Raw genomic sequence first — 25,187 nt, 5'->3', positions numbered from 1 at the left:
CTACTAAGTGAATCCATAAAGCAAGATCGACGGACAGCCGTCCAAGCGTTAAAAACCCATAACGCCTTACTTTAAGTAGAGAAAACTTCAACGAGGTACCTACCAAAAACCCAATAGGTAACAGGGTGGTTTGTAGTATAGGAGCAGTCGTATATTCCGCCTGTTAATGCAGGCTGGAATTCTGCTGCAGTTGATGGAGTCCGCTGACGCGCCCTTGCCTGGAAACGAGCTGCGCCGAGCCAGTGGCTCTTGTTTCGTGTCAGGCATTAGCCGTTGCAGCGGACCGATCCGGATAATTGCCAACAGTCGCACCCGTCGCAAGAAAATAATCCTCAATAATTATCAATAATCCACGGTCCGGTTTTTGAGGTTTGTGACACGCTTGGTTTTTACGGTGCAGGCGCTAGAGTGCAGTAGCCCATTGATTTACCTGATGGTCGGACGCCCAACTATGTTGTTGAACACTTGCGCCTGACATTCCGGCCTTCGATTGCGACTTATCTATCTGAAATGAGGACTTGCCCATGGACCGCTTCCAGGAAATGCAGGTCTTCGCTGCTGTCGCCAAGGAGCAGGGTTTTTCGGCGGCGGCGCGGGGTTTGGGTCTGTCGGCGGCCAGTGTCACCCGAGCGGTAGCGGCGCTGGAGAAGCGGATTGGCACGCAACTGCTCACGCGTACCACGCGCAGCGTGTATTTGAGTGAGGCCGGCCAGCGATATCTGGAAGACTGTCGGAGAATTCTCGCCGAGGTGCAGGAAGCCGAGGACTCGGCAGCGGGCAGCCATATCCATCCCCGTGGGCAACTGACCATCACCGCGCCGGTCTTGTTTGGAGAGCTGTTTGTCACGCCGTTGATGGTGAATTATCTGACGCAATTCCCCGAGGTCTGCATCAACGCGCTGCTGGTGGACCGGGTGGTGAGCGTGGTCGAGGAGGGCGTCGATGTGGCGATTCGCATCGGCGAACTACCCGACAGCAATCAGCATGCGATCCGCGTGGGCGAGGTGCGGCGGGTGATCTGCGCCTCGCCACAGTTTCTGGCCGGCCATGGTCGGCCCAGGCATCCCCGGGAACTGGCCCAGGCGCCGATTATCGCGACCTCGGCTATCGGCCAACTCAGGAGTTGGCCATTCATTGAAGACGGCGAAACCTTGAGTGTCCGGGCTGAACCGCGACTGGTGGTGACAGCCAATCAAGCGGCCATTACGGCAGCCTGCCTGGGGTTGGGGTTCACGCGGGTACTGTCTTATCAAGTGGCGAGCAAGGTGGATGCCGGTGAGCTGGAAATCATTCTGGCCGACTTCGAACTGCCGCCGTTGCCCATCCATGTGGTCTATCAGGGCGGGCGCAAAGCGCCGGCCCGGGTGCGCAGTTTTGTCGATTTCGCGGTGAAGACCCTGCGCGAGCATCCGGCACTCACGCGTTGAATTATTTCAAGCACTGAAATAATGGATTGCGTTGGCTGGTGATTCTGTTGGTTTGGATGTGAGTAGAAGATACGACCCATCTCTCCTGAACAGCAGCACTCACCCCGAGGTGTCGACCATGCAAGCGATCAAACTCTACAACTTCCCACGTTCCGGCCACGCTCATCGTGTCGAGTTGATGCTGTCCCTGCTGAAGCTGCCGACCGAATTGATCTTGGTTGATCTCGCCAAGGGCGAGCACAAGCAACCTGCGTTCCTGGCGCTCAATGCATTCGGCCAGGTACCGGTGATTGATGACCAGGGCGTGGTGTTGGCCGACTCCAACGCGATTCTGGTTTACCTGGCGCAAAAGTACGGCAACGGCCGCTGGCTGCCGGCTGATCCGGTAGGGGCCGCCAAGGTCCAGCGCTGGTTGTCGGCGGCTGCCGGTCCGATTGCCTTCGGCCCCGCCCGGGCAAGATTGATCACCGTGTTTGGCGCGCCTTACAACGCTGCGGAAGTGATTGCCTACGCCCATGCCGTGCTCAAAGTGATCGATCACGAACTGGCCAATACGCCGTATCTGGCCGGCACTGAACCGACGATTGCCGACGTTGCCGCCTACAGCTACATCGCCCATGCGCCCGAGGGCAATGTGTCGCTGGACGAGTACGCCAACATTCGCGCCTGGCTGGCCCGCATCGAAGCCTTGCCGGGTTTTGTCGGCATGCCGCGCACCGTCGCCGGCCTGCAAAAAACCGCCTGATGTTGGTGGCCCGGCAACACCGGGCCGCCCCGTTCTGCGCCAGTGGCGCAAGGGAGCAACCGTATGGACCGTTCACCCTGGCATGCTGGCGAGAAACAGCTACAGGCACATGTGGGCGTTGCCGAACGAATGGAGGCGTTCGGGCGTAAGGTGATTCGCAGCGAGATGCCGGACCAGCACCGCACCTTCTATCAGCAATTGCCGTTCATGCTGTACGCAGCGGTGGATGCCGACGGTCGTCCCTGGGCCAGCATCCTGGAAGGTCATCCCGGTTTCGCCCACTCACCAGAACCTGGCTTGCTGCAATTTCGCAGCCTGCCGGCCTTTGATGATCCCGCGCAGTTGAGCGACGGCTCGGCCATCGGTCTGTTGGGCATCGAGTTGCACACCCGCCGCCGCAACCGCATCAATGGGCATGTTCGCGCCATGACCACAGACGGTTTCGCGGTGACGGTGGATCAGTCCTTCGGCAATTGCCCGCAGTACATTCAGTTGCGCCAGTTTCGCTCGGTGCCGCTGGCCGATCCCTCGACGCGTGCCGCCCAGCATTTCAACGAACTGGATGACGCGGCCAAAGCTATGATCGCCGAGGCGGACACGTTCTTCGTTGCCAGTTATGTGGATGTCGACGGTGAGCGCTCGGTGGATGTGTCGCACCGCGGCGGTCAGACCGGTTTCGTCCGTGTGGAGGGCAATCGCCTGACCATTCCGGACTTCGCCGGCAACCTGCATTTCAACACCTTGGGCAACCTGCTGCTCAATCCCCGGGCGGGGTTGTTGTTCATCGATTTCAATACCGGTGATTTGCTGCAACTCAGCGGGCGCACCGAAATCATCCTGGACGGTCCTCAGGTCGAGGCGTTCCAGGGAGCCGAGCGCCTGTGGACGATCGATGTCGAGCAGGTGGTCCGTCGCCCGGCCGCCCTGGCATTGCGCTGGCGCTTCGACGGAGTTTCACCCACCAGTTTGCTCACCGGCACTTGGGAGCAGGCCAAGGCGCGTTTGCAGGCCAAGGCCCTGGGCGATCAATGGCGGCCGTTGCGGGTGGTGCGGATTGAAGCGCAAAGCCACAACATTCGCTCGATTTACCTGGAGCCCGCCGATGGCGCCGGGTTGCCACTGTTTCAGGCCGGGCAGCATTTGCCCCTGCGCTTCAACATTGGCGGCGATGTGCACATTCGCACGTACAGCCTATCGAGCGCGCCGTCCGATGATTTTTTCCGCATCAGCGTGAAGCGTGACGGGCGGGTGTCTACGCATTTGCATGAGCAGATTCGTGTTGGCGACCTGTTGGAGGCGCGGGCGCCGCAAGGGCATTTCACCGTGGCGCCCCATGAGCGTCGGCCACTGGTGTTGCTGGCGGCCGGGGTCGGCATCACGCCGCTGTTGTCGATGCTGCGGGAGGTGGTTTACCAGGGTTTGCGCACCCGCCGTATCCGGCCGACATGGTTCATCCAGAGTTCGCGCACGCTGGCCGACCAGCCGTTTCGCCGGGAGCTGGATCGCTTGCTCGAGGATGCCGGTGACGCGGTGCGGGTGGTGCGCTTGCTCAGTCAACCGGAAGCCGAGGCGATACAAGGAGAGGACTTCGACCTCAGTGGACGGATCGACGTCGCGCTGCTCAAGGATCTGCTGACAGTCGAGGACTACGATCAGCCGGATTTTGTCGTCTGTGGTCCCGGGAGTTTTACCCAGTCGCTGTACGACGGCTTGCGCGAGTTGGACATTCGCGATTCGCGGATTCACGCCGAAACCTTCGGCCCGTCCACCTTGCGCCGGCGATCGGACCCCGATGCGGTGGTCATCGAGCAACCGCCAGCCGCCACCACGTCCGTACCCGTGGTGTTCCAGCGCTCGGCCAAGGAGGCGCGCTGGCAACCGGAGGGCGGCAGCTTGCTGGAGTTGGCGGAAAGCCGTGGCCTGCGTCCGGAATTCAGTTGTCGTGGTGGTTCCTGCGGCACCTGCAGTACGCGCCTGATCAGCGGTCAGGTGCATTACCCACTGCCTCCAGCGGAGGTGCCGGATGACGGACAAGTGCTGATTTGCTGTGCGATTCCGGCGCAGGGGGCGCAGCCGTTGGTACTCGATATCTGACGATCATTGCAGGCGAATATTGCCCGCCGGTCGATGGCTGGGTAGGGTAGTGAGCAGAACGAAAAAGGGCCGCAGAGGCCCTTTCTGAATTTCAGGAACAGGCGTTTCAATGGTTTTTTTCACTCGCTCGATGGTCTTGCTGATGGCGCTGGCGCTCACCACCGGTTGCGAAAGACAGGATGCACCGCCGCTGGATCAACAGCTTTACGTCTGGCAGCGCCAGTGGACGCCGGCCCACGACGCAGCCCTCAGGGACAGCCGCGTCGATTTTTCGACGTTGCGAGTGCTGGCCTTGCAGGCTTTCCCCAACGCCGGCTGGAGTCGGGCCCGGATTGACCCGGCACTGCTCAAGCGCGATGGCCGGCCGGTGATTGCGGTGATCCGCCTGGATGGGCAGCTCAAGGCGCTGGATCAGGATGAGGTTACGGCGCAAATCCGGCAGGTGATCAGCGATTGGCAGGGACAGGGATTGAACCTCGCCGGCGTGGAAATCGACCACGACGCCGGTAACGCTCGGCTACCGGCGTATCGCCAGTTTCTCGCGCATTTGCGCGGAGCGTTGCCGACGTCGTTGCCCCTGAGCATCACCGCGTTGCCGTCCTGGCTCGACAGTCGCGAACTGTCGGCGTTGTTATCCACAGTCGACAGCAGTGTGTTGCAGGTGCACGCGGTGAGCGATCCGCGTCGTGGCTTGTTTGATGCCGATCAAGCCCGGCAATGGGCGAAAACCTGGAGCCGAATCACGACAAAACCCTTCTATCTGGCGCTGCCGGCCTATGGCGTGGCGTTGCTGCCGTCGGCGGGTGGCGCGCCCATTGTGGAAAGCGAAGTCACGGTGGAGCGCGAAGGACTGCGCCGGGAGTTGCTCGCCGATCCGCAGTCGTTACGCACCCTCGGTACCGAGCTGCGGGCCGATCCACCGAAACATCTTGCGGGCCTGATCTGGTTTCGCCTGCCATTGGCCAACGACCGTCGGGCCTGGAGCCTGACTACTTTGCGCGCTGTGGCGCGCGGTGATGCGCTCGACAGTCAATTGAACCTGAAACTCTCGGCCGACAATGGCCTCTATGACATCGGCATCAGCAACCAGGGCAACCTCGACCGCGCCTGGCCCGAACGCCTGACACTGGCAGTCAGCGGTTGCGAGGGGGCCGATGCCTTGGCCGGTTACGCGTTGCAACAGCGTCCGGATCTGCTTACCTTCACCCGCCTGCGCGATGGCCGAATACCGGCCGGCGGACAGCGTGCCATTGGTTGGGCTCGCTGCGCACACATTGATCAAGGAGGTTCGAATGTTCACCCGTAACTGGCCGCGTCATTTGCTTTGCCTGAGCCTCAGCTTGCCGCTGGGTTCGGCGCTGGCCTGCGGCCCGGACTTCCCCATGCGCCTGCTGGATAACCGAGGCCAGTCGCTGGCGGAACTGCCGGAAGGCAACTTCAGCTTCGAAATCAGCCGCCTCGGCCACGCCATCAAAGGCTTGAAGAATGTCACCGCTGGGGCCAACTACGCGGATGAAACTGACCCAGTAGCGCTGCGGGATCAGGCCGAGCAAGCCGGACTGCCCGCTGAGCAACAAGTGTTGGTGAAACACCTGCGCAGCCTGACGGATGCCCGTCAGATTGAAACCGAAGGGGCGCAACTGCCGCCTGAACTCAGGTTGTACCTGGCCGGCGCTGTGGCATTTGGCGCGGGTGATCCTGCCTTGGCCGCCGGGTATTTCAAGAAAGTGCTGGCCTTGCCCGCCGAGCAACGGGCCTCGCGCAGCACCTGGGCGGCTTATTCGCTGGGGCGCGCGTTGTTCGCCATGAGCGTCGAAGCCGATGCGGCTCCGGGTCTTCTTGAGCAATCCGCAAGGGCCTTCGAGCAAGCCCGGCAACTGAGCATCGACGGCTTCAGCGATCCACTGGAACTGGGTGTCGCCAGCCTCGGCGAAGAAGCCCGGGTAGTACGCACCGCTGGCGACTGGAACCGCGCCATCGAGCTGTACGCCACGCAGAATCTGCACGGCTCCGCGGTGGGCTACGAATCGCTGAAGCTATTGATGGCGGACCTGATGACGCTGCCGGAGGATCAAGTGGCCAAGTTGCTCAAGGGCCAGCCAGTGCAGCAACTGGTGACCGCATCGCTGATCAGTCGGTTGGGTTGGTCGTTCGGCGATCAACCGGCCAACGAACAAAAAATGATCAAGCTGCTGCAAAACAGCACCCGTGGCAGTCTCGAAAACGCCGACCGCCTGGCGGCGATGAATTATCAACAGGGCGATTACGCCAGCGCCAAGGCTTTCCTCGAACATGCTGGCGATGGCGGATTGGCCTGGTGGTTGCGGGCAAAACTGGCGGTGCGCGAGGGCGATAAGAGTGCGGCCGCCGCAGCCTATGCCAAAGCGGCCCAGGCCTTCCCGCAGAATGAATCCTGGGGCGAGCGACGGACCCCGGACTTCGATTACGAAACGCTTCAGCCCAAATGTCGGGTCGAGGGTGAAAGTGCGATCCTGGCCCTGCAACGCGGGGATTACCTGCAAGCCTTCGATCAGCTGTATCGCAGCCAAAGCATTTACTGGTTCGACGCCGCCACCGTTGCCGAGCGCGTGTTGACCCTCGAAGAACTCAAGCACTACGTTGACACTCAAGTGCCGGCACCCCTGCCGCTCAGCCAGCAGGACCGCGACAACTACGTGCCCTTGCCGGTGGCGGCGAGCCTGCGCAATCTGCTTGGGCGGCGTTTGTTGCGCGAGGGGCATTACGAGGAGGCGCCGGCGTACTTCGATAACGTCGATTTGCAGAACAAGGCCAAGTCGTATGCCATTTTGCGCAAAGAGGCCGATGCCGCTTGGTGGCCGACGACGCGGGCGGCAGCCTTGTTTAACTCGGCTGTCGTCGCGCGTAAGGCGGGAATGGAAATTCTCGGTTACGAAATGGCCCCGGACTTCGCCACGTTTGACGGCAACTACGTGCTGGACAGCGCGGAACTGAAGGTCGGGCCGCTGGTGGCCGCAGACGAAGTGAAGCGTCAGCAGGTCAGCGCTGCCCAGCCAGATCAGCGTTACCACTACCGGTATGTTGCCACGGCGCTGGCCAGCCAGGCGGCGGACCTTTTACCTCACAGCAGCCAGGCTTTTGCCGCGGTGCTGTGTCAGGCGTACGGATGGAATAGCAGTCTCGAAGAACAAAGTGCGCTGTACCAACGCTATGTCAAAGAAGGTCCCTACGTGGATTGGGCGTTCAACTTCGGCTCTCAATGTCCGTATCCGGATTTCCAGAATGCCGACAAGCGTTATGTAACGCAGGTGACCGATGCCGCGCGTTCGTCATTGCGACCCTATAAAAAACCTCTGCAATATGGCGCAGTGATTGTCATAACAGCTGTCGCGTTGTGGCTGATCAACCGTCGCCGCCGCAAGGCGCAGTGAGGTTCAAGCCTGTTGCACAAAGGTCAGCCGCACGGCGAAACCGATCAACAGGCTGCCGAACAACCATTGTTGCAGGCGCTGGGCTGAGGGGCTGCGTTGCAGCCAACGGCCGAGTGCCGCGCCGATCAAAGCGTAGGCGCTGTCGAACAGCAAACCGACACCGACCAGCACCACGCCCAAGGTCGCAAATTGCCCGAGCACCGGCCCGGCCTGTGGGTCGATGAATTGCGGTAGTAGCACGGAGCAGAACAACAGTGCCTTGGGATTGAGCAGGTTGGTCAGCAGTCCGCGTCGGATGGCTGCGCCCCAGCGTGGTTTTTCGCCGGTTGCGTCGGCGCTGGTGAGGCTCGGCAGCATCGTGGTTCGCAGGCACTGAATGCCGATCCACAGCAGATACGCGGCACCGGCCAGGCGCACCACGTCGAAAGTCCAGGGCGCCGCCTTGAACAGTGCCGCCAGCCCCAGCGCCGCCAATGCCACATGGCAACCCCGGGCGATGCCCAGGCCCACGGCCGTGGCCAGCGCGGCGCCTTTGCCCTGGCGGGCACCGGTCTGCAACAGCAGGATCATGTCGGGCCCCGGCAACAGGTAGACCACTGCCAGTGCCATGAAAAACAGCCAGAGACCTTGCATGTTGCACCCCATTCGTTGTCGATTTGGTCGTGCCAGTCTAGGGCTGAAGGGCGGGGCAGGTGCTTGCGTTGTCAGCTTCTATCGGGTCGTGTATTGGCATAATCTGCCACTTAATCAAGATTGAACCATCAGGATCTGCCAAACCATGAAACTCGACGCCTACGACCGCAAGATTCTCGCCGCGCTGCAACGGGATGGCCGCCTGAGCAATGTGCAACTGGCAGACGAGATCGGCCTGTCGGCATCGCCTTGCTTGCGCCGGGTTCGGATGCTTGAAGAGGCGGGGGTTATTCGCGGCTACCAGGTCAACCTGGACCGCGACGAAGTGGGGTTGGGGCTGACGGTGTTTGTCGGGGTCAAGGTCGAGCGCCATAACGACGAACAAGCCGAAGCCTTTCGCCAGGCGGTGACGGCATTACCCGAGGTGATTTCGGCGTTTCTGGTGTCAGGGGAGTCGGATTTTCTGCTGCAGGTGGTGGTGCCGGACTTGCGCGCCTATGACCGCTTTCTCACCGGGCGATTGTTGAAGCTGCCGGGTGTGAGCGACATCCGCAGCAACTTTGCGATTCACACGGTGAAGGCCCCGGGGGTGTTGCCGCTGGAGCATTTGCCGCTGTAGACCGAGTCGTCTGCATCGCGAGCAGGCTCGCTCCCACAAGGCTTGCGCTGTACCTGTGGGAGCGAGCCTGCTCGCGATAGCGATAGATCAGTCACTGCAACGCTTCAAGTCTTACATCTGCGTCGCCATCCCCTCCACATTCATCGCCGCCTGGCGCAAGGCTTCGGAGCGGGTCGGGTGCGGGTGGCAGGTCAGGGCAATGTCTTCGGCCGACGCGCTGAACTCCATGGCCACGCAGTACTCGCCAATCATTTCACTGACGCTCGGGCCGACCAGATGCACACCGAGGACTTCATCCGTGCGCTCATCGGCCAGCACTTTGGCGAAGCCTTCGGTTTCGTGGTTGATCTTCGCCCGACTGTTGGCGGTGAAGGGAAACTTGCCGACCTTGTACGCCCGGCCTTCGGCCTTGAGCTGCTCTTCGGTCTTGCCGACGCTGGCCAGTTCCGGTTTGGTGTAGACCACACTGGGGATCAGGTTGTAATTGACCTCGCCCGCCTTGCCGACGATCTGCTCGACGCAGGCCATGGCTTCGTCCTCGGCCTTGTGGGCGAGCATGGGACCCGAGGTCACGTCACCAATCACCCAGACCCCGGCGGCTTCGGTGCGATGCCCCTTGTTGGCGAGCATGCCGCGTTTGTCAGTGGCGAGGCCGACGTTCTCCAGGCCCAGGCCCTGTGTATAAGGTCGGCGCCCGATGGCCACCAGCACGTAATCGGCTTCCAGCAACTCGGCGGTACCGCCAGCGGCAGGCTCGATGCTGAGCTGAACGCCATTGGCGGAGCTGGTGGCGCTGGTCACTTTTGAACTCAATTTGAAACTCAAGCCTTGCTTGCTCAGGGAGCGCTGCAGGGTTTTACCGGCTTCGATGTCTACGCCGGGGCAGATCCGGTCGAGAAACTCGACCACTGTTACCTGCGCCCCAAGACGTCGCCAGACCGAGCCCAGCTCCAGGCCGATCACGCCGGCGCCGATCACCACCAGATGCTTGGGCACCTCGGTCAGTGCCAGGGCGCCTGTGGAATCGAGGATGCGTTTGTTATCGATGTCCACGCCGGGCAGGGGCGTGGGCTCGGAACCGGTGGCGATGATGATGTCCCTGGCGATCAGTTCGGTCTTGCCACCGGCGCTATCGGTCACCGTGACTTTGCCCGGTCCGTCGATGTGGCCCCAGCCTTTGATCCAGTCGACTTTGTTTTTGCGGAAAAGAAATTCGATGCCCTTGGTCAACCCGGTAACGCTTTCATCCTTTTGCGTCATCATCCGGGCGAGGTTGAGGCTGGGTTTGACGTCGATCCCCAGGTTGGCAAATTCCGCCCCCATGGCCGCGTCGTACAGTTCGGAGGCATGCAGCAACGCCTTGGACGGCATGCAACCAACGTTCAGGCAGGTGCCGCCGAGTGTGGCGCGTCCTTCCACGCAGGCGGCTTTCAGACCCAGTTGTCCGGCGCGGATCGCCGCGTTGTAACCGCCGGGGCCACCGCCGAGTATCACGACGTCATAAATGCTCATGGATGTACTCCTGGATCGAAAGGGGAAGGGATGGGTAAAAGTAGTTCCTGGATAAAATTACGGGCGTAATATGTGCGTTCTGCCGTCTTTCGGTCAAGGCTTCAGCTAAGTGACAGGTTGGGAATCTTTAGATAGCGCGCTTGAAAACAGAAATTTCACCATTTTCGTTATATCGTAACGAATTGTTCTGTAAGCGAAGACACTCTGGGGTGGTATGCAAGTCGATCTCGATGTTGATGAAGCGCCGTTAGCCGGGTTGCCGCGCTTTCAGCAGGCGGTCATTCAAGGGCGGCGTTTGCGCCAGTTCGCCATCGGTGCGGGCGTATTCGCGACGGTGGGTGTGCTGCTGGCGTTTTTTGTCGGGCTGTTTTCGTCGCAAACACTGTGGCCAGCGTTGCTGCTGAACCTGAGCGCGGCGTCTGTGGTGTTGATGGCCGGTTTGCAATCGGCCGGGTGGGTAGCCCAGTGGCGTGCCCGCGCCATGAGTCCCGAGGTGCCGGTGGTCGTTGTCGACGAGTCTGTCGCGCCTTCGGGGTGGTATGAGCGTTTGCTGGACCGGATCAGCCAGCAATCGCAGCACCTGCTCGGGCAAATCGGCGCGCCGACGCTGTGGCTTGGTGGCTGGGCATTGTTGGCGGTATTGGGCGTGGAACAGGCCTGGAACCTCACGTTGCCCCCGGCAGCGCTGGGCCTGTCGGCCACGGTCGGGGCTGCGTGCTTTTTGCTGTTGGCGTTCGGCCTGTTGGTGATGGAGCGCCATCTGGCGCAGGAAAACACCGCGCAATGGCCTGAAGCCGCTACGTTGGCGCAATTGATTCGTGTGGCGATCATCAGCCTGGTGCTCGGTGCTTTTTGTCTGTTGTTTGCCGATGAAACGTCGGTGTGGCCTGTACGCCTGGCGGTGTTGATTGGACTGCTACCGGGGCTGGTGGCGGTAGAACTGTTGCTGCGCGCGGTGTTGTCATTGTTCAGTCCGCGCCGCGACCGTCTTGAGCCGGAGTTGTTGGCGCGCAGTTTTGTCGCTGACATGCTGCGCTGGCCACCACAGCCATTGCTGGCGTTGCAGCACGAATTGCATAACCGCTTCGGCATCGATCTGCGGCAAATCTGGGCCTTCACTTACATGCGTCGGGCGTTCCTGCCGGTGCTGGCGGTGGTGTCGCTGGTTGGCTGGTCGCTGACCGGTATTCACGAAATTGCCCTGCAAGGGCGTGGCATCTACGAACGATTCGGCAAGCCAGTGGAGGTGTTCGGTCCAGGCTTGTACATGGGTTTGCCCTGGCCATTGGGCCGGGTGTTGAGCGTCGAGAATGGCGTGGTTCACGAGTTGGCCACCAGTGTTGGCGAAACCACAGCCCCCATTCAGGCCGACCCCGCTGAAGGCCCGGCCCCGGCGATTGCCAATCGCCTGTGGGACGCCAGCCATGTGAACGACAAATCCCAGGTGATCGCCAGCAGCCGAGCCGACAAGCAGAGCTTTCAGATCGTCAACATGGACGTGCGCTTCGTCTATCGCATCGGTCTGAGCGATGAGGCGGCGTTGGCCGCGACCTATAACAGTGCCGATGTGCCGATGTTGATTCGCAGCACCGCCAGCCGAATCCTGGTTCACGACTTCGCCTCGCGCACCCTCGACGGATTGCTTGGCGAGGACAGGGTAGGGCTGGCCGAAGAGATCGGCCGCGCAGTTCAGGCGGACCTGCAAAAACTCGACAGCGGCGTGGAAATTCTCGCCACGGTGGTCGAAGCGATTCATCCTCCGGCCGGTGCAGCCAATGCCTATCACGGCGTGCAAGCGGCGCAGATTGGCGCGCAAGCCTTGATCGCCCGTGAACGTGGCGCCGCCGCCGAGGCTACCAACCAGGCGCAGTTGCAGGCCAGCATCGCCCGCGATCAGGCGACGGCCAGCGCCCGTGAAATCAACGCTGGCGCCCAGGCCGCAGACCTGAAATTCAACGCCGAGCAAAAAGCCTATGCCAGCGCTGGCCAGGCCTTTGTGCTGGAGCAGTATTTCAGTCAGTTGTCCCAGGGTTTGGCCAACGCCAAATTGCTGGTGCTCGATCATCGTCTGGGCGGCAGCAGCAATGCGCCGACCATCGACCTCCGTACTTTCACGCTGCCGGTTGACCCTGCGCCGTCGCGTAAAACCGCTCAGCCAGGAGCTGCCAATTGAGCCAGTCCCATACGCACGATCACGATGACCACGCCGGACACGATCACGGTCATGGCGGGCATCACCACCACGGCCATCACCATCATCACGGCGATCCGCAGGAGGCCGGTCCATTCCCGTGGCGCCGGATGGGATGGGCGGCATTGCTGGTGGCGTTTGCGGTCGCCGCCGCGAGCCTGGTGCAGGTGCGATCGGGGGAGGCCACGGTAATCACGCGCTTCGGCAATCCATCGCGAGTCTTGCTGGAGCCGGGACTGGGTTGGCGCTGGCCGGCACCGTTCGAAGCAGCGATTCCGGTGGATCTGCGGCTGCGCACCACGTCCAGCGGTTTGCAGGATGTCGGTACGCGGGACGGTTTGCGCATCATCGTTCAGGCCTACGTGGCGTGGCAGGTGCAGGGCGATCCGGACAACGTGCAACGTTTCATGCGCGCGGTGCAGAACCAGCCCGATGAAGCCGCGCGGCAGATTCGCACCTTTGTCGGCTCCGCACTGGAAACCACCGCCAGCAGTTTTGATCTGGCGAACCTGGTCAATACCGATGCCAGCCAGGTGCGCATTGCCGATTTCGAAGCACAACTGCGCAAGCAAATCGATCAGCAGCTGCTCACCACTTATGGCGTGCGCGTATTGCAGGTCGGTATCGAACGATTGACGCTGCCTTCGGTGACGCTCACCGCGACGGTCGACCGGATGCGCGCCGAGCGCGAAACCATCGCAACCGAGCGCACGGCCATCGGCAAGCGTGAGGCCGCGCAAATTCGTTCCGCCGCCGAGCGTGATGCGCGAATTGTGCAGGCCGATGCCACGGTGAAAGCAGCGGATATCGAAGCGCAATCGCGCGTCGAAGCGGCGCAGATTTACGGTCGCGCCTACGCGGGATCGCCGCAGCTCTACAACCTGCTGCGCTCGCTCGACACCTTGGGCACGGTGGTGACGCCGGGAACCAAGCTGATTCTGCGCACCGACGCCGCACCGTTCCGCGTGTTGGTTGACGGTCCGCCGAGTCTCGACAACAAGTCCGGATCGCAGCCATGAGTTTGGTTCCACGTGGAACAAATGAGTTGAGCAGCCCCTGGATTCAGGCCGGGCGCTTGGCGTTTTTGGCCTTGTATGCGGTGACTGTATTGGCGGCGTTGGCTTGGGCGTTTTCCAATGTGCGGCAGATCGATCCGCAAAATCGCGCGGTGGTTTTGCATTTCGGCGCGCTGGATCGCATTCAGAATGCCGGGCTGTTACTGGCATGGCCGCAACCGTTCGAGCAGGTGATTTTGTTGCCGGCGGCGGAGCGGGTGATCGAGCGTCGAGTGGAAGGTCTGTTGCGCAGTGGTGCCGCGATCCAGGCAGATCGCGTGGCCAGTTTTGCCACGCCCATCAGCGATGCCCTCGCAGGCTCCGGCTATCTGTTAACGGGTGATGCCGGTGTGGTGCAACTGGATGTTCGGGTTTTCTACAAAGTCACCGAACCTTACGCGTTCGTGCTTCAAGGCGAACATGTGTTGCCGGCACTGGATCGGTTGGTCACCCGCAGCGCTGTGGCACTCACCGCCGCACGCGATCTGGACACTATCCTGGTTGCCCGGCCAGAGCTGATCGGTGCTGACAATCAGGCGGCGGAACGACGCGAGCGTTTGCGAGGCGATCTGGTGCAGGGCATCAACCAGCGTCTTGCTGAACTCACGGCGACGGGGCAGGGACTGGGGATTGAGGTGGCGCGGGTCGATGTGCAATCGAGTCTGCCAAGCCCAGCAGTGAATGCCTTCAATGCGGTACTCACAGCGAGCCAGCAGGCCGACAAAGCCGTGGCCAATGCGCGTACCGAAGCCGAAAAGTTGACGCAAACGGCCAACGAGCAATCCGACAGAACATTACAGGTTGCCCATGCCCAGGCCAGTGAACGACTGGCCAAAGCATCCACCGACACGGCCACGGTGTTGAGCCTGGCCAAGGCGCAACAACAGGGCACTGACCCGCAAATGCTACTGCGCATTTATCGCGAGCGGTTGCCGAAAATTCTCGGTCAGGCCGGTTCGGTCACGACGGTCGATCCCAAAGACGATTCCCGCCTGATCATTCAGGGAGCTGCACAATGACCGCTCAAACCGCCGCCGCACCGAGCCTGTTGTCTTCGGCTGAACAGCGCCGCGCCGCGCGCCAGCTGACCCTGGCCATGCTCGCATTGGGCTTGCTCGCGCTGGGCTTGATCTGGCGTTGGCTGGCGCCGGAGCAGACTGGCGTCAATCAGCTGCTGCTGGGTTTTGCCTCGCTGCTGGTCGCCGTTCCGGTCATGCGTTCGGCCTGGTACAGCCTGCGCTATCCAAGCCTGCACGGCATCACCGATCAATTGATTGCCCTGGCCATGCTGGGTGCCTGGGCCACCGGGGATCTGCTGACGGCGGCCCTGTTGCCGATCATCATGATCTTCGGTCACGTGCTGGAGGAGCGTAGCGTGATCGGTTCCCAGGAGGCGATTCACGCACTCGGCAAACTGACCCGCAGCCACGCGCGCAAGGTGCAGGCGGACGGCTCCATCATTGAAGTCGACAACGGCACGCTCAAGGCCGGCGACCTGGTCGAGGTCCGCGCCGGGGACCGGGTGCCGGCGGATGGTCGGGTGTTGTCCGGCCAGGCCAGTCTGGACACCGCCTCCATTACCGGCGAATCGGTACCGATGGAAGCGGGTGTCGGCATGTCGGTGTTCGGCGGTGCGATCAACCTCGACGGTCTGCTGCGAATCGAAGTGACCCGCACCGGCCAGGAATCGACCCTCGGCAAAGTCATCGCGCTGATGCAAAACGCCGAGCGCTCGAAACCGCCGATCACTCGTTTGCTGGAACGTTACGCGGGCAGCTATATGGTGTTGGTCTTGTTGCTGGCCGCCGTGACCTGGTTTATCACCAACAACGCTCAAGCGATGCTCGCGGTGTTGGTGGCGGCCTGTCCTTGTGCGCTGGTGTTGTCGGCACCGGCCACGGCGATTGCCGGGGTGGCGGTAGCGGCACGCCACGGGATTCTGATCCGCAGTTCTGCGTTCCTCGAAGAGTTGGCGGACCTGACTTCGCTGGTGGTCGACAAGACCGGGACGCTGACCTTCGGCACCTTGCGCCTGCAATCCATCGACAGTCCGCTGGAGGATCGCAGCCATGTCCTCAAGCTCGCCGCCAGCCTCGGCTCGGCCAGCAGTCACCCGGTCAGCCGTGCGCTGGCGGGGTTGGTGACCCAGGAGCATTTCCTGCTGCTTTCTGACATTCATGAGCGCCAGGGCCTGGGCGTGGTGGCGATGACCGAGCAGGGCGAAGCGGCACTCGGCCGGCCGGAGTTGTTTGCGCAACTGGGCATCAGCACAACAACGGTTCCCGATCATGACGGTCCGATTGCCGGGCTGGCGCTCAATGGGGAGTTTCTTGCCTGGCTGTTGCTGGCCGACAGCGTCAAACCCGAGGCGCAATTTGCCTTGGGTGAGTTGCGCGACCTTGGATTGGGTCGCCAGTTGTTACTCACCGGTGACCGGCACAGCGTCGCGCAAACGCTTGCTCGGGATGTCGGGATCAGTGACGTCGAAGCGCAAGCCCTGCCCGAAGACAAACTGAACCGCGTGCTCAAGGAAATCGACAGCGGCTTCCGGCCGATGGTGGTCGGCGATGGCATCAATGACTCCCTGGCCCTCAAGGCTGGCGTGGTGGGTGTGGCCATGGGTGCGGGCGGTGCGGACATCGCCCTGGCATCGGCGGACATCGTGCTGATCGGCAGTGACCTGCGCCGCCTCGGCACCTGCGTGCGCCTGAGCCGTCAGTGCCGCCAGACGTTGCAGGTCAATGTGATCATCGGGCTGGGCTGGACCCTGGCGATCGTGGCCTTCGCCGCGTTCGGCTGGCTTGGCGCTGCCGGGGCGATGATTGCGGCGTTGCTGCATAACCTCAGCACCTTGTTGGTGTTGGGCAATGCCGGTCGTTTGCTGCGGTTCCAGGAGCCGTTGCTCAAACTGAAGGACGAAGCCTGAAGGCGAATGCTCTAAACCGGGTCATCACGGGGGCTTCAACTTTTTAGAACTGTGCGCCCGGTTCGTAGTCATTGGAGATGAGGGCACATCTTTTTGTGTGTTCGCGGCGGCAGGTGCAGGCGTCGCGAATCATTGAAATCGGCTATTAATTCGATAGCCAGCTATTTTTCAAAGATGGTCTACCCTCTGTTTAGACGTCTGAAACAAGGGAGATTCTCCATGCTCGCGCATCTTCCACCGGCCTTACAGAATCTGCAATTACCGCTTCGCCTGAGACTCTGGGATGGCCATGAACTCAATCTGGGACCGGCGCCCAGCGTCACTATTGTGGTCAAGGACCCACAAATGGTCACCCAGTTTACCCATCCAAGCCTGGACGCCCTTGGCGCTGCATTTGTCGAAGGCAAACTGGAACTCGAAGGCTCCATCAGCGAAGTGATCCGTGTCTGCGATGAATGGAGCCAGGCGTTGCTGGATGAAAACGACGACAATCAGCCGGTTCGTAGCGCCCACGATAAAGAGATGGACGCCAAGGCGATCTCCTACCACTACGACCTTTCCAACGCGTTCTATCAGCTGTGGCTCGACAGCGACATGGCGTACTCCTGCGCTTACTTCGAGACCGGCAGCGAAACCCTCGAACAGGCCCAGCAAGCCAAGTTCCGTCATCTGTGCCGCAAGCTGCGCCTGCAGCCCGGCGAGTATCTGCTGGATGTGGGTTGCGGGTGGGGCGGACTGGCGCGTTTTGCGGCGCGGGAATTTGGCGCGAGAGTGTTCGGTATCACCCTCAGCAAGGAGCAGTTGGCCCTGGCCCGGGAGCGCGTAAAAGCGGAGGGCCTGGAGGACCTGGTCGAACTGCAACTGCTCGACTATCGCGATCTGCCGCAGGATGGCCGTTTCGACAAAGTGGTCAGCGTCGGCATGTTTGAACACGTTGGCCACGCCAACCTGGCCGAGTACTGCAATACCTTGTTCGGCGCGGTGAAAGAGGGTGGCCTGGTGATGAACCACGGGATCACCGCCAAATACACTGATGGCCGTCCGGTAGGACGTGGTGCCGGAGATTTCATCGGGAAATATGTGTTCCCCAATGGCGAGCTGCCGCACCTGTCGATGATCTCTGCCGAGATCAGTGAGGCGGGGCTTGAAATCGTCGACGTCGAGAGTTTGCGCCTGCACTACGCTCGTACGCTCGATCACTGGAGCGAACGCCTGGAAGACAACCTCGAAGCGGCGTCCAAGCTCGTACCGGAACAAGTCCTGCGCATCTGGCGGCTGTACCTGGCCGGTTGCGCCTACGCGTTCGCCCGCGGCTGGATCAACCTGCACCAGATTCTCGCGGTGAAGGCCCACGCCGATGGCAGTCATGAACTGCCATGGACCCGTGACGATATCTACCTCTAGAGAATCGGCGAAATAAGCCGGGCGACCCGCATGCCGACCTGCTGCAGGCGGTGGGTCTCCCGGCCTTCTCCTTTGGCGATTTCGTGGGCGTTGGCGAAGTCATCGTTGAGCATCTGTTCGACCTCGGCGGCAAAGGCTCTGTCGACGGTCAGCAACATCACTTCGAAATTCAGCCGGAACGAACGGTTGTCCAGGTTGGCGCTGCCGATGGCGCTGATTTCGCTGTCGATCAACACCACTTTCTGGTGCAGGAATCCGGGCTCGTAACGGAACACCCGCACACCGGCGCGCACGGCTTCGAAGGCGTAAAGGCTGGAGGCGGCGTAGACGATTCGGTGGTCGGGTCGAGACGGCAACAGCAGTCGCACATCCACACCGCGCAGTACCGCCAGGCGCAACGCTGCGAACACGGCTTCATCGGGGATGAAGTACGGGCTGGTGATCCAGACCCGTTCCGTCGCCGCATGGATCGCTTCGACAAAAAACAGAGAACAGGTTTCGTAGGGGTCTGCCGGCCCGCTGGCGAGCAACTGGCACAGTACGCCGTCTTCCGGATAAACCTCGGGCAGGATCAGTGGCGGCAGGGCATGAGCCACCCAGAACCAGTCTTCAGCGAAAGACTCCTGCATGCACGCCACCACTGGCCCGCGCACTTGCACGTGGGTATCGCGCCAGGGGGCCAGAGGCGGTTTCTCGCCCATGTATTCATCACCGACGTTGTGCCCGCCGACGAAGCCGAGAATGCCGTCTACGACCACTATCTTGCGATGGTTGCGGAAGTTCACCTGAAAGCGATTGAACCAGCCATTACGGGGGCCAAAAGCATTGACCTCGACCCCGCCATCACGCAGGGCCTGCACGTAGCCGTTGGGCAGGGAGTGGCTGCCGATTCGGTCATACAACAGGTAGATCGCCACGCCTTCGGCGGCTTTCTTCAACAGCAAAGTTTGCAGGCGTTGGCCGAGACGGTCGTCGTGGACGATGAAAAACTGGATCAGCACGGCTTCTTTCGCCTGGCTGATGGCATCGAAAATGGCGTCGAATGTCGACTGGCCGTTGATCAACAGCCGCGTCTGGTTATTGGCCAGGCAGGGCATGTGTCCGAGCTTGGGCATCGCTCTGAGTGAGGCGTAGGCGGAAGAAGCGCGGGCGGTGAGAGCTTCTTCTACCCAGGGTCGCCAGTTGAGTTCGGAAACGGCCTTGCGCATCTCCTCGTTGGCCTGCCGCCGGGCCTTGATGTAGCCATCAAAGGTGCTGCGGCCGAACATCAGGTACGGGATCAGCGTGAGGTAAGGGATGAAAAACAGCGACAGGGCCCAGGCGATCGAGCCTTGGGCGGTACGGACGGTCAACACGGCGTGTATGGCCGCGATCATGCCCAGCGAGTGCAGCAGGGCGATGGTGTAACCGAAAATATGCGGTCCGAAATAATCCATGGGGGCTGCCTTGCTCCTGAAGATTCAGTGCTTAACAGACCATGTTCCGTGCAGAATGTCGCTAATTAATTGGCCCATGAACCGAAGCCCGCGGCTGACGTCTAACGGCCACTACTGATCAGGAGTTACTCGATGAACGTTCGTCTGCTGGGTTTGGCCATGGCACTGGGTTTGGCACTTCCTGTGGCGGCTCACGCGCAAATGCTGCAACCAGGATTGTGGGAGATGACCACGAGCAACATGAAGGTCGACGAGCAGAATATGCCGGACCTGCAATTGATCCTCGGCCAGATCCAGAGCCAGATGACCCCTGAGCAGCGCGCCCAGCTGGAAAAGCAGGGCATCACCATGGGCGGCAAAGGGATCCGGGCGTGCCTGACCCCGGAACAGGTCAAGACCGACAACATTCCGCTGACCGATCCGCAGTCGGGCTGCAAACAGGAAATCACCGACCGCTCCGGCAACCAGTGGAAATTCCGTTTCAGCTGCCCGAGAGCCCAGGGTGCCGGTGTGGCGACGTTCCTCAGTGATCGCGAATTCACCACCAAGGTCAACGGGACGTTCAACGCCACCGGCCTTCAGCAGAAGGGCAGCCTCGAATCCCGCGCCGTCTGGTTGGGACAGGATTGCGGTACTGTGAAGCCAAGAGCTTAAAAAGCTTCGCGAGCAGGCTCGCTCCCACAGGGTATGTGTGATCGACACACAGTCAATGTGGGAGCGAGCCTGCTCGCGAAAGCGTCCTTCCAGCCTCCCTAGATCCCCGGCCGACTCAACCACTCACACGCCGCCTCGACAGCCATCCGGCCAAAATCCTCCCCCGTGCGACTGCGCACACTGACAAACCCCCCGGCCTGTTCCTTTTCACCAACCACCACCAGGTACGGCACGGTCTGGCTGTGCTGGCGAATCTTGTAGTGAACTTTTTCGTTACGCAGATCGGCCTTGGCACGCACGCCTTTTTGGCGCAAGGATTCGGTCACCGCTTGTGCATAAGTCGCCTGGCGGTCATCCATGCTCACGACAACCACGTGGGGCGGAACGCGCCAGTGTTGCAGTTCCTGATGGCTGGACCAGCAGGTGCCGTAGATCCGTTGTTGCAACGTGCCGCTGATGTGATCGAGGGCAAACGCCTGCAAGACTTTGGTGGTGGGGACGTGGGGTCCATGGCTCTGGTACTCGGTGTCCCCCAGACGGTACAGCGACACTGCTTCGCGCGCTGGCCGACGACGGATCGAGTGATTGGTCGCTGCCAGTGACTGCATGCGCGCTTCGATGAGGGGCAGGTCTGCCGGGGTCAGCGGTTGCTCGACTGCAAACTCGTAAAAGAAACCGTCGCCCAATTCCTTTCCCGCACGCATTTGCGCATGAGGGTGGAGTTGCTTTACCGCCATGGCCAGCATCAATGCACAGGAGCGGCGCAGGATCTCCAGGCCGTCCGGCTCCCGGGGGGTGACAATGCTGACCCGGGCATCCGCCTCGATCATGTATTCGCAGTCCACCAGTACACCATTGACCCTTCCCGCTACGGCCGCGATGGCCAGCTCGGGGCCGATACTGGCGGCCACCTCATGCACGGACAGTGGCTGATCGTATTCACGCAATGAACCATCGGGCAGGGTGATCTGGATCATGGTCGGCGTACTCACGTGCTTCTAACGAGCGTTATCGCATAAACCATAGGGGCAAACATTAAGACGTTTGTCGTGGCAGGCAATTTGTCCTGACACGTTGGCTGTTTTTGGCCACCCGCTTCAGAACTCGTTTTGCAGGGCTTTGTAGCCGCGCACCAGGTCGACGTTGGTGCGCGCCACGTCTTCGGAAAACTCCGAGGCACTGACGCTCACCGGCGGGTATTGCGAGAGGTCGGTGTTAGGGCCGATCCGTGGTGTGGATGGCACGTAGAAGGCGTCAGGCAGGTCACGACCGTCGACCACCGAGTTGTGCCGCACCACGCAACCGTCACCGACCACGCAGTTGAACAGCACGCTGTTGAAACCGATGAACACTCGATTGCCCACGGTGCAGGGACCATGCACGATCGAGCGGTGGGCGATGGAACTGAACTCGCCAATGGTTACCGCCGCACCGGATTTGGAGTGGATCACCACGCCGTCCTGGATGTTCGAGTTGGCGCCGATGGTGATCGGCTGCATGTCGCCTGAGTCATCGACTTCGTCAGCGCGGATCACCGCGTAGGGTCCGACGAACACGTTCTCGCCTATCACCACTTTGCCGCAAATGATTGCTGTCTTGTCGACGTAGGCCGACTCGGCAATCAGCGGTAAATCTCCGGAAGGGTTCTTGCGGATCATGGTTTGCTCAACGCGTTGTACAGGGTGTTGAGGTTGTACTCGAACAACCCGGTGAAGGTGCTGGCCGGACCGCTCGCCGCCAGGGCATCGGAGTACAGCGTGCCGCCGATCTGCGCGCCGCTTTCATCGGCGATCTGCTTGAGCAGGCGGGCGTCCTTGATGTTTTCCATGAACACGGCTTTGACCTTGGCCTGACGAATCTGGGTGATCAGTGCGGCCACTTCGGCGGCTGAAGGTTCGCGCTCGGTGGACAGGCCTTGAGGTGCCATGAATTCGATGCCGTAGGCCTGGCCGAGATAACCGAAGGCGTCATGGGACGTCACGATCTTGCGATTGCCAGGTGGTAGTGAGCCGAGCTTGGCCTTGGCTTCGGCGAGCAGGGCGTAGACCTGTTTCAGGTACACCTGGCTGTTGTGCTCATAGTCGGCGGTGTTCGCCGGGTCAGCGGCGATCAGCGCCTTGGTGATGTTGGCGATGTACAACTCGGTGTTCGCCAGGTTATGCCAGGCATGCGGGTCGGGAACGGTTTCGCCGTCTTCATCCAGGCTGCGCGGGATGACGCCGTGGCTCGCGCTGATGACCGGTGCCCGGGTCTCTGTGCTCGTCACCAGACGATCCAGCCAGGGCTCGAAACCCAGGCCGTTCTTGATGATGAGCCTGGCCTTGAGCAGCGCTTTGGCGTCGTCCGGTGTCGGCTCGTAGGTGTGGGCATCCGCGTCCGGGCCGACCATGTTGGTGATCTGGATATGCTCCTTGCCGACCTGCCGGGTCATGTCGGCAAGGATGCTGAAGCTGGTGACCACCTGAAGTTTTTCGGCGGCAGACAGTGACATCGACACCATCAAGCTGAACAGCACGAGTAAAGCGCGCATCGGGTAACACCTCATTGGGATGTAAGCAAAGGCGGGCGTCGCAGCAAGCCGTGCACCGGCCCGAACACCACGGACAACAGATACCCACCGCCGGCCACCAGCACGATTGCCGGGCCGCTGGGCAGCGAGTAATAGAACGAGATCAATAAACCGACCCACACCGAGAGGCTGCCGAGCAAGGCGGCGACGACGATCAGTACCGGCAGGCGGCGACTCCAGAAACGTGACGCGGCGGCAGGCAACATCATCAGGCCGACCACCATCAACGCGCCGATCGCCTGGAAGCCGATGACCAGATTCAACACCACCAGCGTCAGGAACACGCCGTGGGCCAGTGGGCCGAGTCGGCTGACGGTTTGCAGAAAAAGCGGGTCGAGGGTGTCGAGCAGCAGTGGTTTGTAGATCAATGCCATGGCAATCAGGCTCAGGCCCGAGACCCAAAGCATGCCGGTCAAGGTCGGGCCGTCGACCGCCAGCGCCGAGCCAAACAGCAGGTGCAACAGGTCCAGGCGTTTGCCGGCGATGCCGAGAATCAGCACGCCACCGGCCAGGGAAATCGGGTAGATCGCCGCGAGGCTGGCGTCCTCTCGCAGGCCGGTGCGCCGCGTAATCCAGGCCGCAAGGCCGGCCATGCTCAGGCCGGCGCCGAGACCGCCGATGGTCAACGCCGGCAGGCTCAACCCGGCAAACCAGAAACCCAGAGCTGCACCGGGAAGGATGCCGTGGGCGACGGCATCGCCGATCAGGCTCATGCGCCTGAGGATCAGAAACACCCCAAGAGGAGCCGTACTGCACGCCAGGAGTAACCCACCGAGCAGCGCCCGACGCATGAACACGAACTCGTGGAACGGTTGCCAAAGATGCGCGGCAGCGATCATCAGGCCACCTGCACTTGTGGTGGTTGGCGGATCAGTTCGGTGCTTGGGCCGAATAGGCAACCGCTGCCTTTGATCAGCAACGTATGTGGGATGTGCTCGCGGACAGCGGCGAGGTCATGGCACACGACCACCAGTGTCCGGCCTTCGAGGTGCCAATCGTGTATGTGTTTCCAGAGCAATGCTTGGCCGAGTTCATCGAGGGCCGCGTGGGGCTCATCGAGCAACAGCAGGGGCGCGTCAGTCAGACTCAAACGGGCGAGCAGGGCGCGTTGCAATTCGCCGCCGGAGAGGGCCATCAACGGTCGATCTTCCAGGCCGTTCAGGCACCATTTTTCGAGGACGGTTTTCAGCCGTTGGATACGGATCTCGGGTGACTGTTTGTTGCCCCAGAAACCGGCGGCGACCAATGCCTGAAGGCTGATCGGAAATTGCCTGTCCAAGTGTTGTTGCTGGGGCAGGAACGACAGGCCGCCCTTGAGTGGAACATCCAGTCGCACCTTTCCCACCAACGGTTTTTGCAAACCGGCGATGACCTTCAACAGGCTGCTTTTCCCGGAACCGTTCGCACCGATGATGGCGGTCAGACTGCCCTGCGACAGTTCGAAGTCCAGCGCGGGTGTGAGTGGCTGCCCCGGTGCGCCCCAGCGCAAGGCGTGGCAAGCAATCATGCGACCTCCCAGTTGAAACGGCTTTCGGCTACGGCGTCATGGGCGTGCAGGCTTTCGGCGTGGGTGACTCGAATGTGGAAGGCGTTGATACCTGTGGAGCGTTTCAGGGCCAGGTTCAAACGGCGTGCGGCGTCCTCGCAGAACATCAGGTTCTGACCATTGGCCAGGGCGAAGGCCTGTTCGTCGGCGCGTTTGACCGCTGTTTGAACGGCGGTGCCGAGTGCGGCTTCGGCATCATTGATGACGGCGATCAGAGGCAACTCGTCCAAAAAGTCGGCCAACCGAACGCGCAACTTTGCACTGCTGCGTTGGCTGTGAGGTGTGGCGACTATGCCGTTCGTGGAACCGAGCCACGCTAAAACGTCGGCGTGTTGCAGTGGCTTGTTGGCGAAATCATCGACGAATTGTTGCTGAATCAACTGTCGAGAAAGGGCCGCAGAACACGGGCAGGTTGAGGAATAAGGCACATCGATTTTTAGTTCCACGTGGAACATTGCGTTTTTCAATCGCGCTTCGATGCTGACTGGATAGCTTTTCCAGCCAGCCAGTGGACTGATCAGCGCCGGCCTTTTCAGCAACAAATCGGCATGAATGGTTAGGTGTGCGCTGCTGGATAGCCCCTCGTGGCTCTCAAGAAAACGCTGCAAAACCCGCCGCAACAAAGCCGGTGAAAGATTTTTCTGCTCCAGCAATTCGAGCGCCAGATAGAGCCGTGACATGTGAATGCCACGCGCATTGCCATCGTCGAGGCTCACGCCGGCATCGGCCTTTGCATTCAGTCGTTGGCCATCAAACAAAACGGGAAGAGCAATGCCGCACATGCCCACCCACTCCAGTGGCAGGGCTTGGCGTGAGGCCTGCGCGGCGATATCCGGCAGAGTCAGCGCATTCATGAGCAGGTCCATCGTGGGAGTTGATTTGACATGTTATAGTATAACAATAAAATCGACGATGCCTTTTTCATGAGCGGACTTTCATCATGCGCAACTGCCACATGCCCAGCCT

Annotated in this window: 21 protein-coding genes; 12 read left to right on the top strand and 9 right to left on the bottom strand. The window is 61.1% G+C overall.

Annotated elements, in window-relative coordinates; genetic code table 11:
* The first annotated feature begins 524 nt into the window (after positions 1-524).
* From WHX55_RS30725 to WHX55_RS30705, 5 genes are all read left to right on the top strand, one after another.
* Positions 525-1,427, top strand: coding sequence for a LysR family transcriptional regulator (locus WHX55_RS30725; protein WP_150753786.1), 903 nt, complete (start codon positions 525-527; stop codon positions 1,425-1,427).
* A gap of 118 nt (positions 1,428-1,545) precedes the next feature.
* Positions 1,546-2,172, top strand: coding sequence for a glutathione S-transferase (locus tag WHX55_RS30720; RefSeq protein ID WP_150753787.1), 627 nt, complete (start codon positions 1,546-1,548; stop codon positions 2,170-2,172).
* Between the two features lie 63 nt (positions 2,173-2,235).
* On the top strand, positions 2,236-4,266 hold the full coding sequence (locus WHX55_RS30715; protein ID WP_150757432.1) for a pyridoxamine 5'-phosphate oxidase family protein: 2,031 nt from the start codon (positions 2,236-2,238) through the stop codon (positions 4,264-4,266).
* A 109-nt stretch (positions 4,267-4,375) separates the two neighbouring features.
* A complete protein-coding gene (locus tag WHX55_RS30710; protein ID WP_150757433.1) occupies positions 4,376-5,572 on the top strand; it encodes a DUF3142 domain-containing protein in 1,197 nt (398 codons plus the stop codon).
* Entirely contained in the window at positions 5,559-7,676 is a 2,118-nt protein-coding gene (locus WHX55_RS30705; protein WP_150757434.1) for a hypothetical protein, read from the top strand. Before WHX55_RS30710 ends, WHX55_RS30705 begins: the two co-directional genes overlap by 14 nt.
* A gap of 3 nt (positions 7,677-7,679) precedes the next feature.
* Here the strand turns inward: WHX55_RS30705 and WHX55_RS30700 are convergent, their stop codons facing one another.
* Positions 7,680-8,309 carry a LysE family translocator gene (locus WHX55_RS30700; protein WP_150753791.1) on the bottom strand — a complete coding sequence of 210 codons (630 nt, stop codon included), beginning with the start codon at positions 8,307-8,309 and terminating at the stop codon, positions 7,680-7,682.
* 145 nt (positions 8,310-8,454) lie between these two features.
* On the opposite strand from WHX55_RS30700, the gene WHX55_RS30695 reads away from it, so the two are divergent.
* The gene (locus WHX55_RS30695) at positions 8,455-8,928 is read left to right on the top strand and encodes an Lrp/AsnC family transcriptional regulator (protein WP_150757435.1); all 474 of its coding nucleotides are present in this window, start codon (positions 8,455-8,457) and stop codon (positions 8,926-8,928) included.
* Between the two features lie 111 nt (positions 8,929-9,039).
* Here WHX55_RS30695 and lpdA read toward each other — a convergent pair whose 3' ends face one another.
* A complete protein-coding gene (lpdA, locus tag WHX55_RS30690) occupies positions 9,040-10,440 on the bottom strand; it encodes a dihydrolipoyl dehydrogenase (RefSeq protein ID WP_150757436.1) in 1,401 nt (466 codons plus the stop codon).
* Between the two features lie 214 nt (positions 10,441-10,654).
* Between lpdA and WHX55_RS30685 the strand changes: the two genes are divergently transcribed.
* The 5 genes from WHX55_RS30685 to cfaB all read left to right on the top strand — a co-directional run bounded on the left by WHX55_RS30685 (position 10,655) and on the right by cfaB (position 18,016).
* Positions 10,655-12,613, top strand: coding sequence for a protease modulator HflK (locus tag WHX55_RS30685; RefSeq protein WP_150757437.1), 1,959 nt, complete (start codon positions 10,655-10,657; stop codon positions 12,611-12,613).
* Positions 12,610-13,650: a protease modulator HflC gene (locus WHX55_RS30680; RefSeq protein WP_108218817.1), complete on the top strand. Its 1,041-nt coding sequence runs from the start codon at positions 12,610-12,612 to the stop codon at positions 13,648-13,650. The genes WHX55_RS30685 and WHX55_RS30680 overlap by 4 nt, the downstream gene beginning before the upstream one ends.
* The gene (locus tag WHX55_RS30675) at positions 13,647-14,705 is read left to right on the top strand and encodes a protease modulator HflK (protein ID WP_150753794.1); all 1,059 of its coding nucleotides are present in this window, start codon (positions 13,647-13,649) and stop codon (positions 14,703-14,705) included. Before WHX55_RS30680 ends, WHX55_RS30675 begins: the two co-directional genes overlap by 4 nt.
* Positions 14,702-16,612 carry a cation-translocating P-type ATPase gene (locus tag WHX55_RS30670; protein ID WP_150757438.1) on the top strand — a complete coding sequence of 637 codons (1,911 nt, stop codon included), beginning with the start codon at positions 14,702-14,704 and terminating at the stop codon, positions 16,610-16,612. Before WHX55_RS30675 ends, WHX55_RS30670 begins: the two co-directional genes overlap by 4 nt.
* Before the next feature lie 219 nt (positions 16,613-16,831).
* A complete protein-coding gene (gene cfaB / locus WHX55_RS30665; RefSeq protein ID WP_150757439.1) occupies positions 16,832-18,016 on the top strand; it encodes a C17 cyclopropane fatty acid synthase CfaB in 1,185 nt (394 codons plus the stop codon).
* On the opposite strand, the gene cls is transcribed toward cfaB, so the two are convergent.
* Positions 18,013-19,452, bottom strand: coding sequence for a cardiolipin synthase (gene cls / locus WHX55_RS30660; protein ID WP_150757440.1), 1,440 nt, complete (start codon positions 19,450-19,452; stop codon positions 18,013-18,015). The genes cfaB and cls overlap by 4 nt on opposite strands.
* Before the next feature lie 132 nt (positions 19,453-19,584).
* On the opposite strand from cls, the gene WHX55_RS30655 reads away from it, so the two are divergent.
* On the top strand, positions 19,585-20,106 hold the full coding sequence (locus tag WHX55_RS30655) for a DUF3617 domain-containing protein (RefSeq protein ID WP_150753798.1): 522 nt from the start codon (positions 19,585-19,587) through the stop codon (positions 20,104-20,106).
* A gap of 98 nt (positions 20,107-20,204) precedes the next feature.
* Here the strand turns inward: WHX55_RS30655 and WHX55_RS30650 are convergent, their stop codons facing one another.
* From WHX55_RS30650 to folE2, 6 genes are all read right to left on the bottom strand, one after another.
* Positions 20,205-21,083 (bottom strand): His/Gly/Thr/Pro-type tRNA ligase C-terminal domain-containing protein, encoded by an 879-nt coding sequence (locus WHX55_RS30650; protein WP_150757441.1) that lies wholly within the window; start codon positions 21,081-21,083, stop codon positions 20,205-20,207.
* Between the two features lie 120 nt (positions 21,084-21,203).
* Positions 21,204-21,764, bottom strand: coding sequence for a carbonate dehydratase (locus WHX55_RS30645; RefSeq protein ID WP_353741774.1), 561 nt, complete (start codon positions 21,762-21,764; stop codon positions 21,204-21,206).
* Complete coding sequence (locus WHX55_RS30640; RefSeq protein WP_150724838.1) at positions 21,761-22,636, bottom strand: metal ABC transporter substrate-binding protein; 876 nt, start codon at positions 22,634-22,636, stop codon at positions 21,761-21,763. Before WHX55_RS30640 ends, WHX55_RS30645 begins: the two co-directional genes overlap by 4 nt.
* 11 nt (positions 22,637-22,647) lie before the next feature.
* The gene (locus WHX55_RS30635; protein WP_150753801.1) at positions 22,648-23,514 is read right to left on the bottom strand and encodes a metal ABC transporter permease; all 867 of its coding nucleotides are present in this window, start codon (positions 23,512-23,514) and stop codon (positions 22,648-22,650) included.
* Complete coding sequence (locus WHX55_RS30630) at positions 23,514-24,182, bottom strand: ATP-binding cassette domain-containing protein (RefSeq protein WP_150753802.1); 669 nt, start codon at positions 24,180-24,182, stop codon at positions 23,514-23,516. The genes WHX55_RS30635 and WHX55_RS30630 overlap by 1 nt, the downstream gene beginning before the upstream one ends.
* Positions 24,179-25,075: a GTP cyclohydrolase FolE2 gene (gene folE2 / locus WHX55_RS30625; RefSeq protein ID WP_150753803.1), complete on the bottom strand. Its 897-nt coding sequence runs from the start codon at positions 25,073-25,075 to the stop codon at positions 24,179-24,181. Before folE2 ends, WHX55_RS30630 begins: the two co-directional genes overlap by 4 nt.
* Between the last annotated feature and the right edge of the window lie 112 nt (positions 25,076-25,187).

It is taken from the genome of Pseudomonas fluorescens, assembly GCF_040448305.1.
GTDB classification, from domain to species: Bacteria; Pseudomonadota; Gammaproteobacteria; order Pseudomonadales; family Pseudomonadaceae; genus Aquipseudomonas; species Aquipseudomonas fluorescens_BH.
The sequence above is the reverse complement of the archived record's forward strand: the minus strand, read 5'-3'. Positions and strand labels throughout refer to the sequence as shown.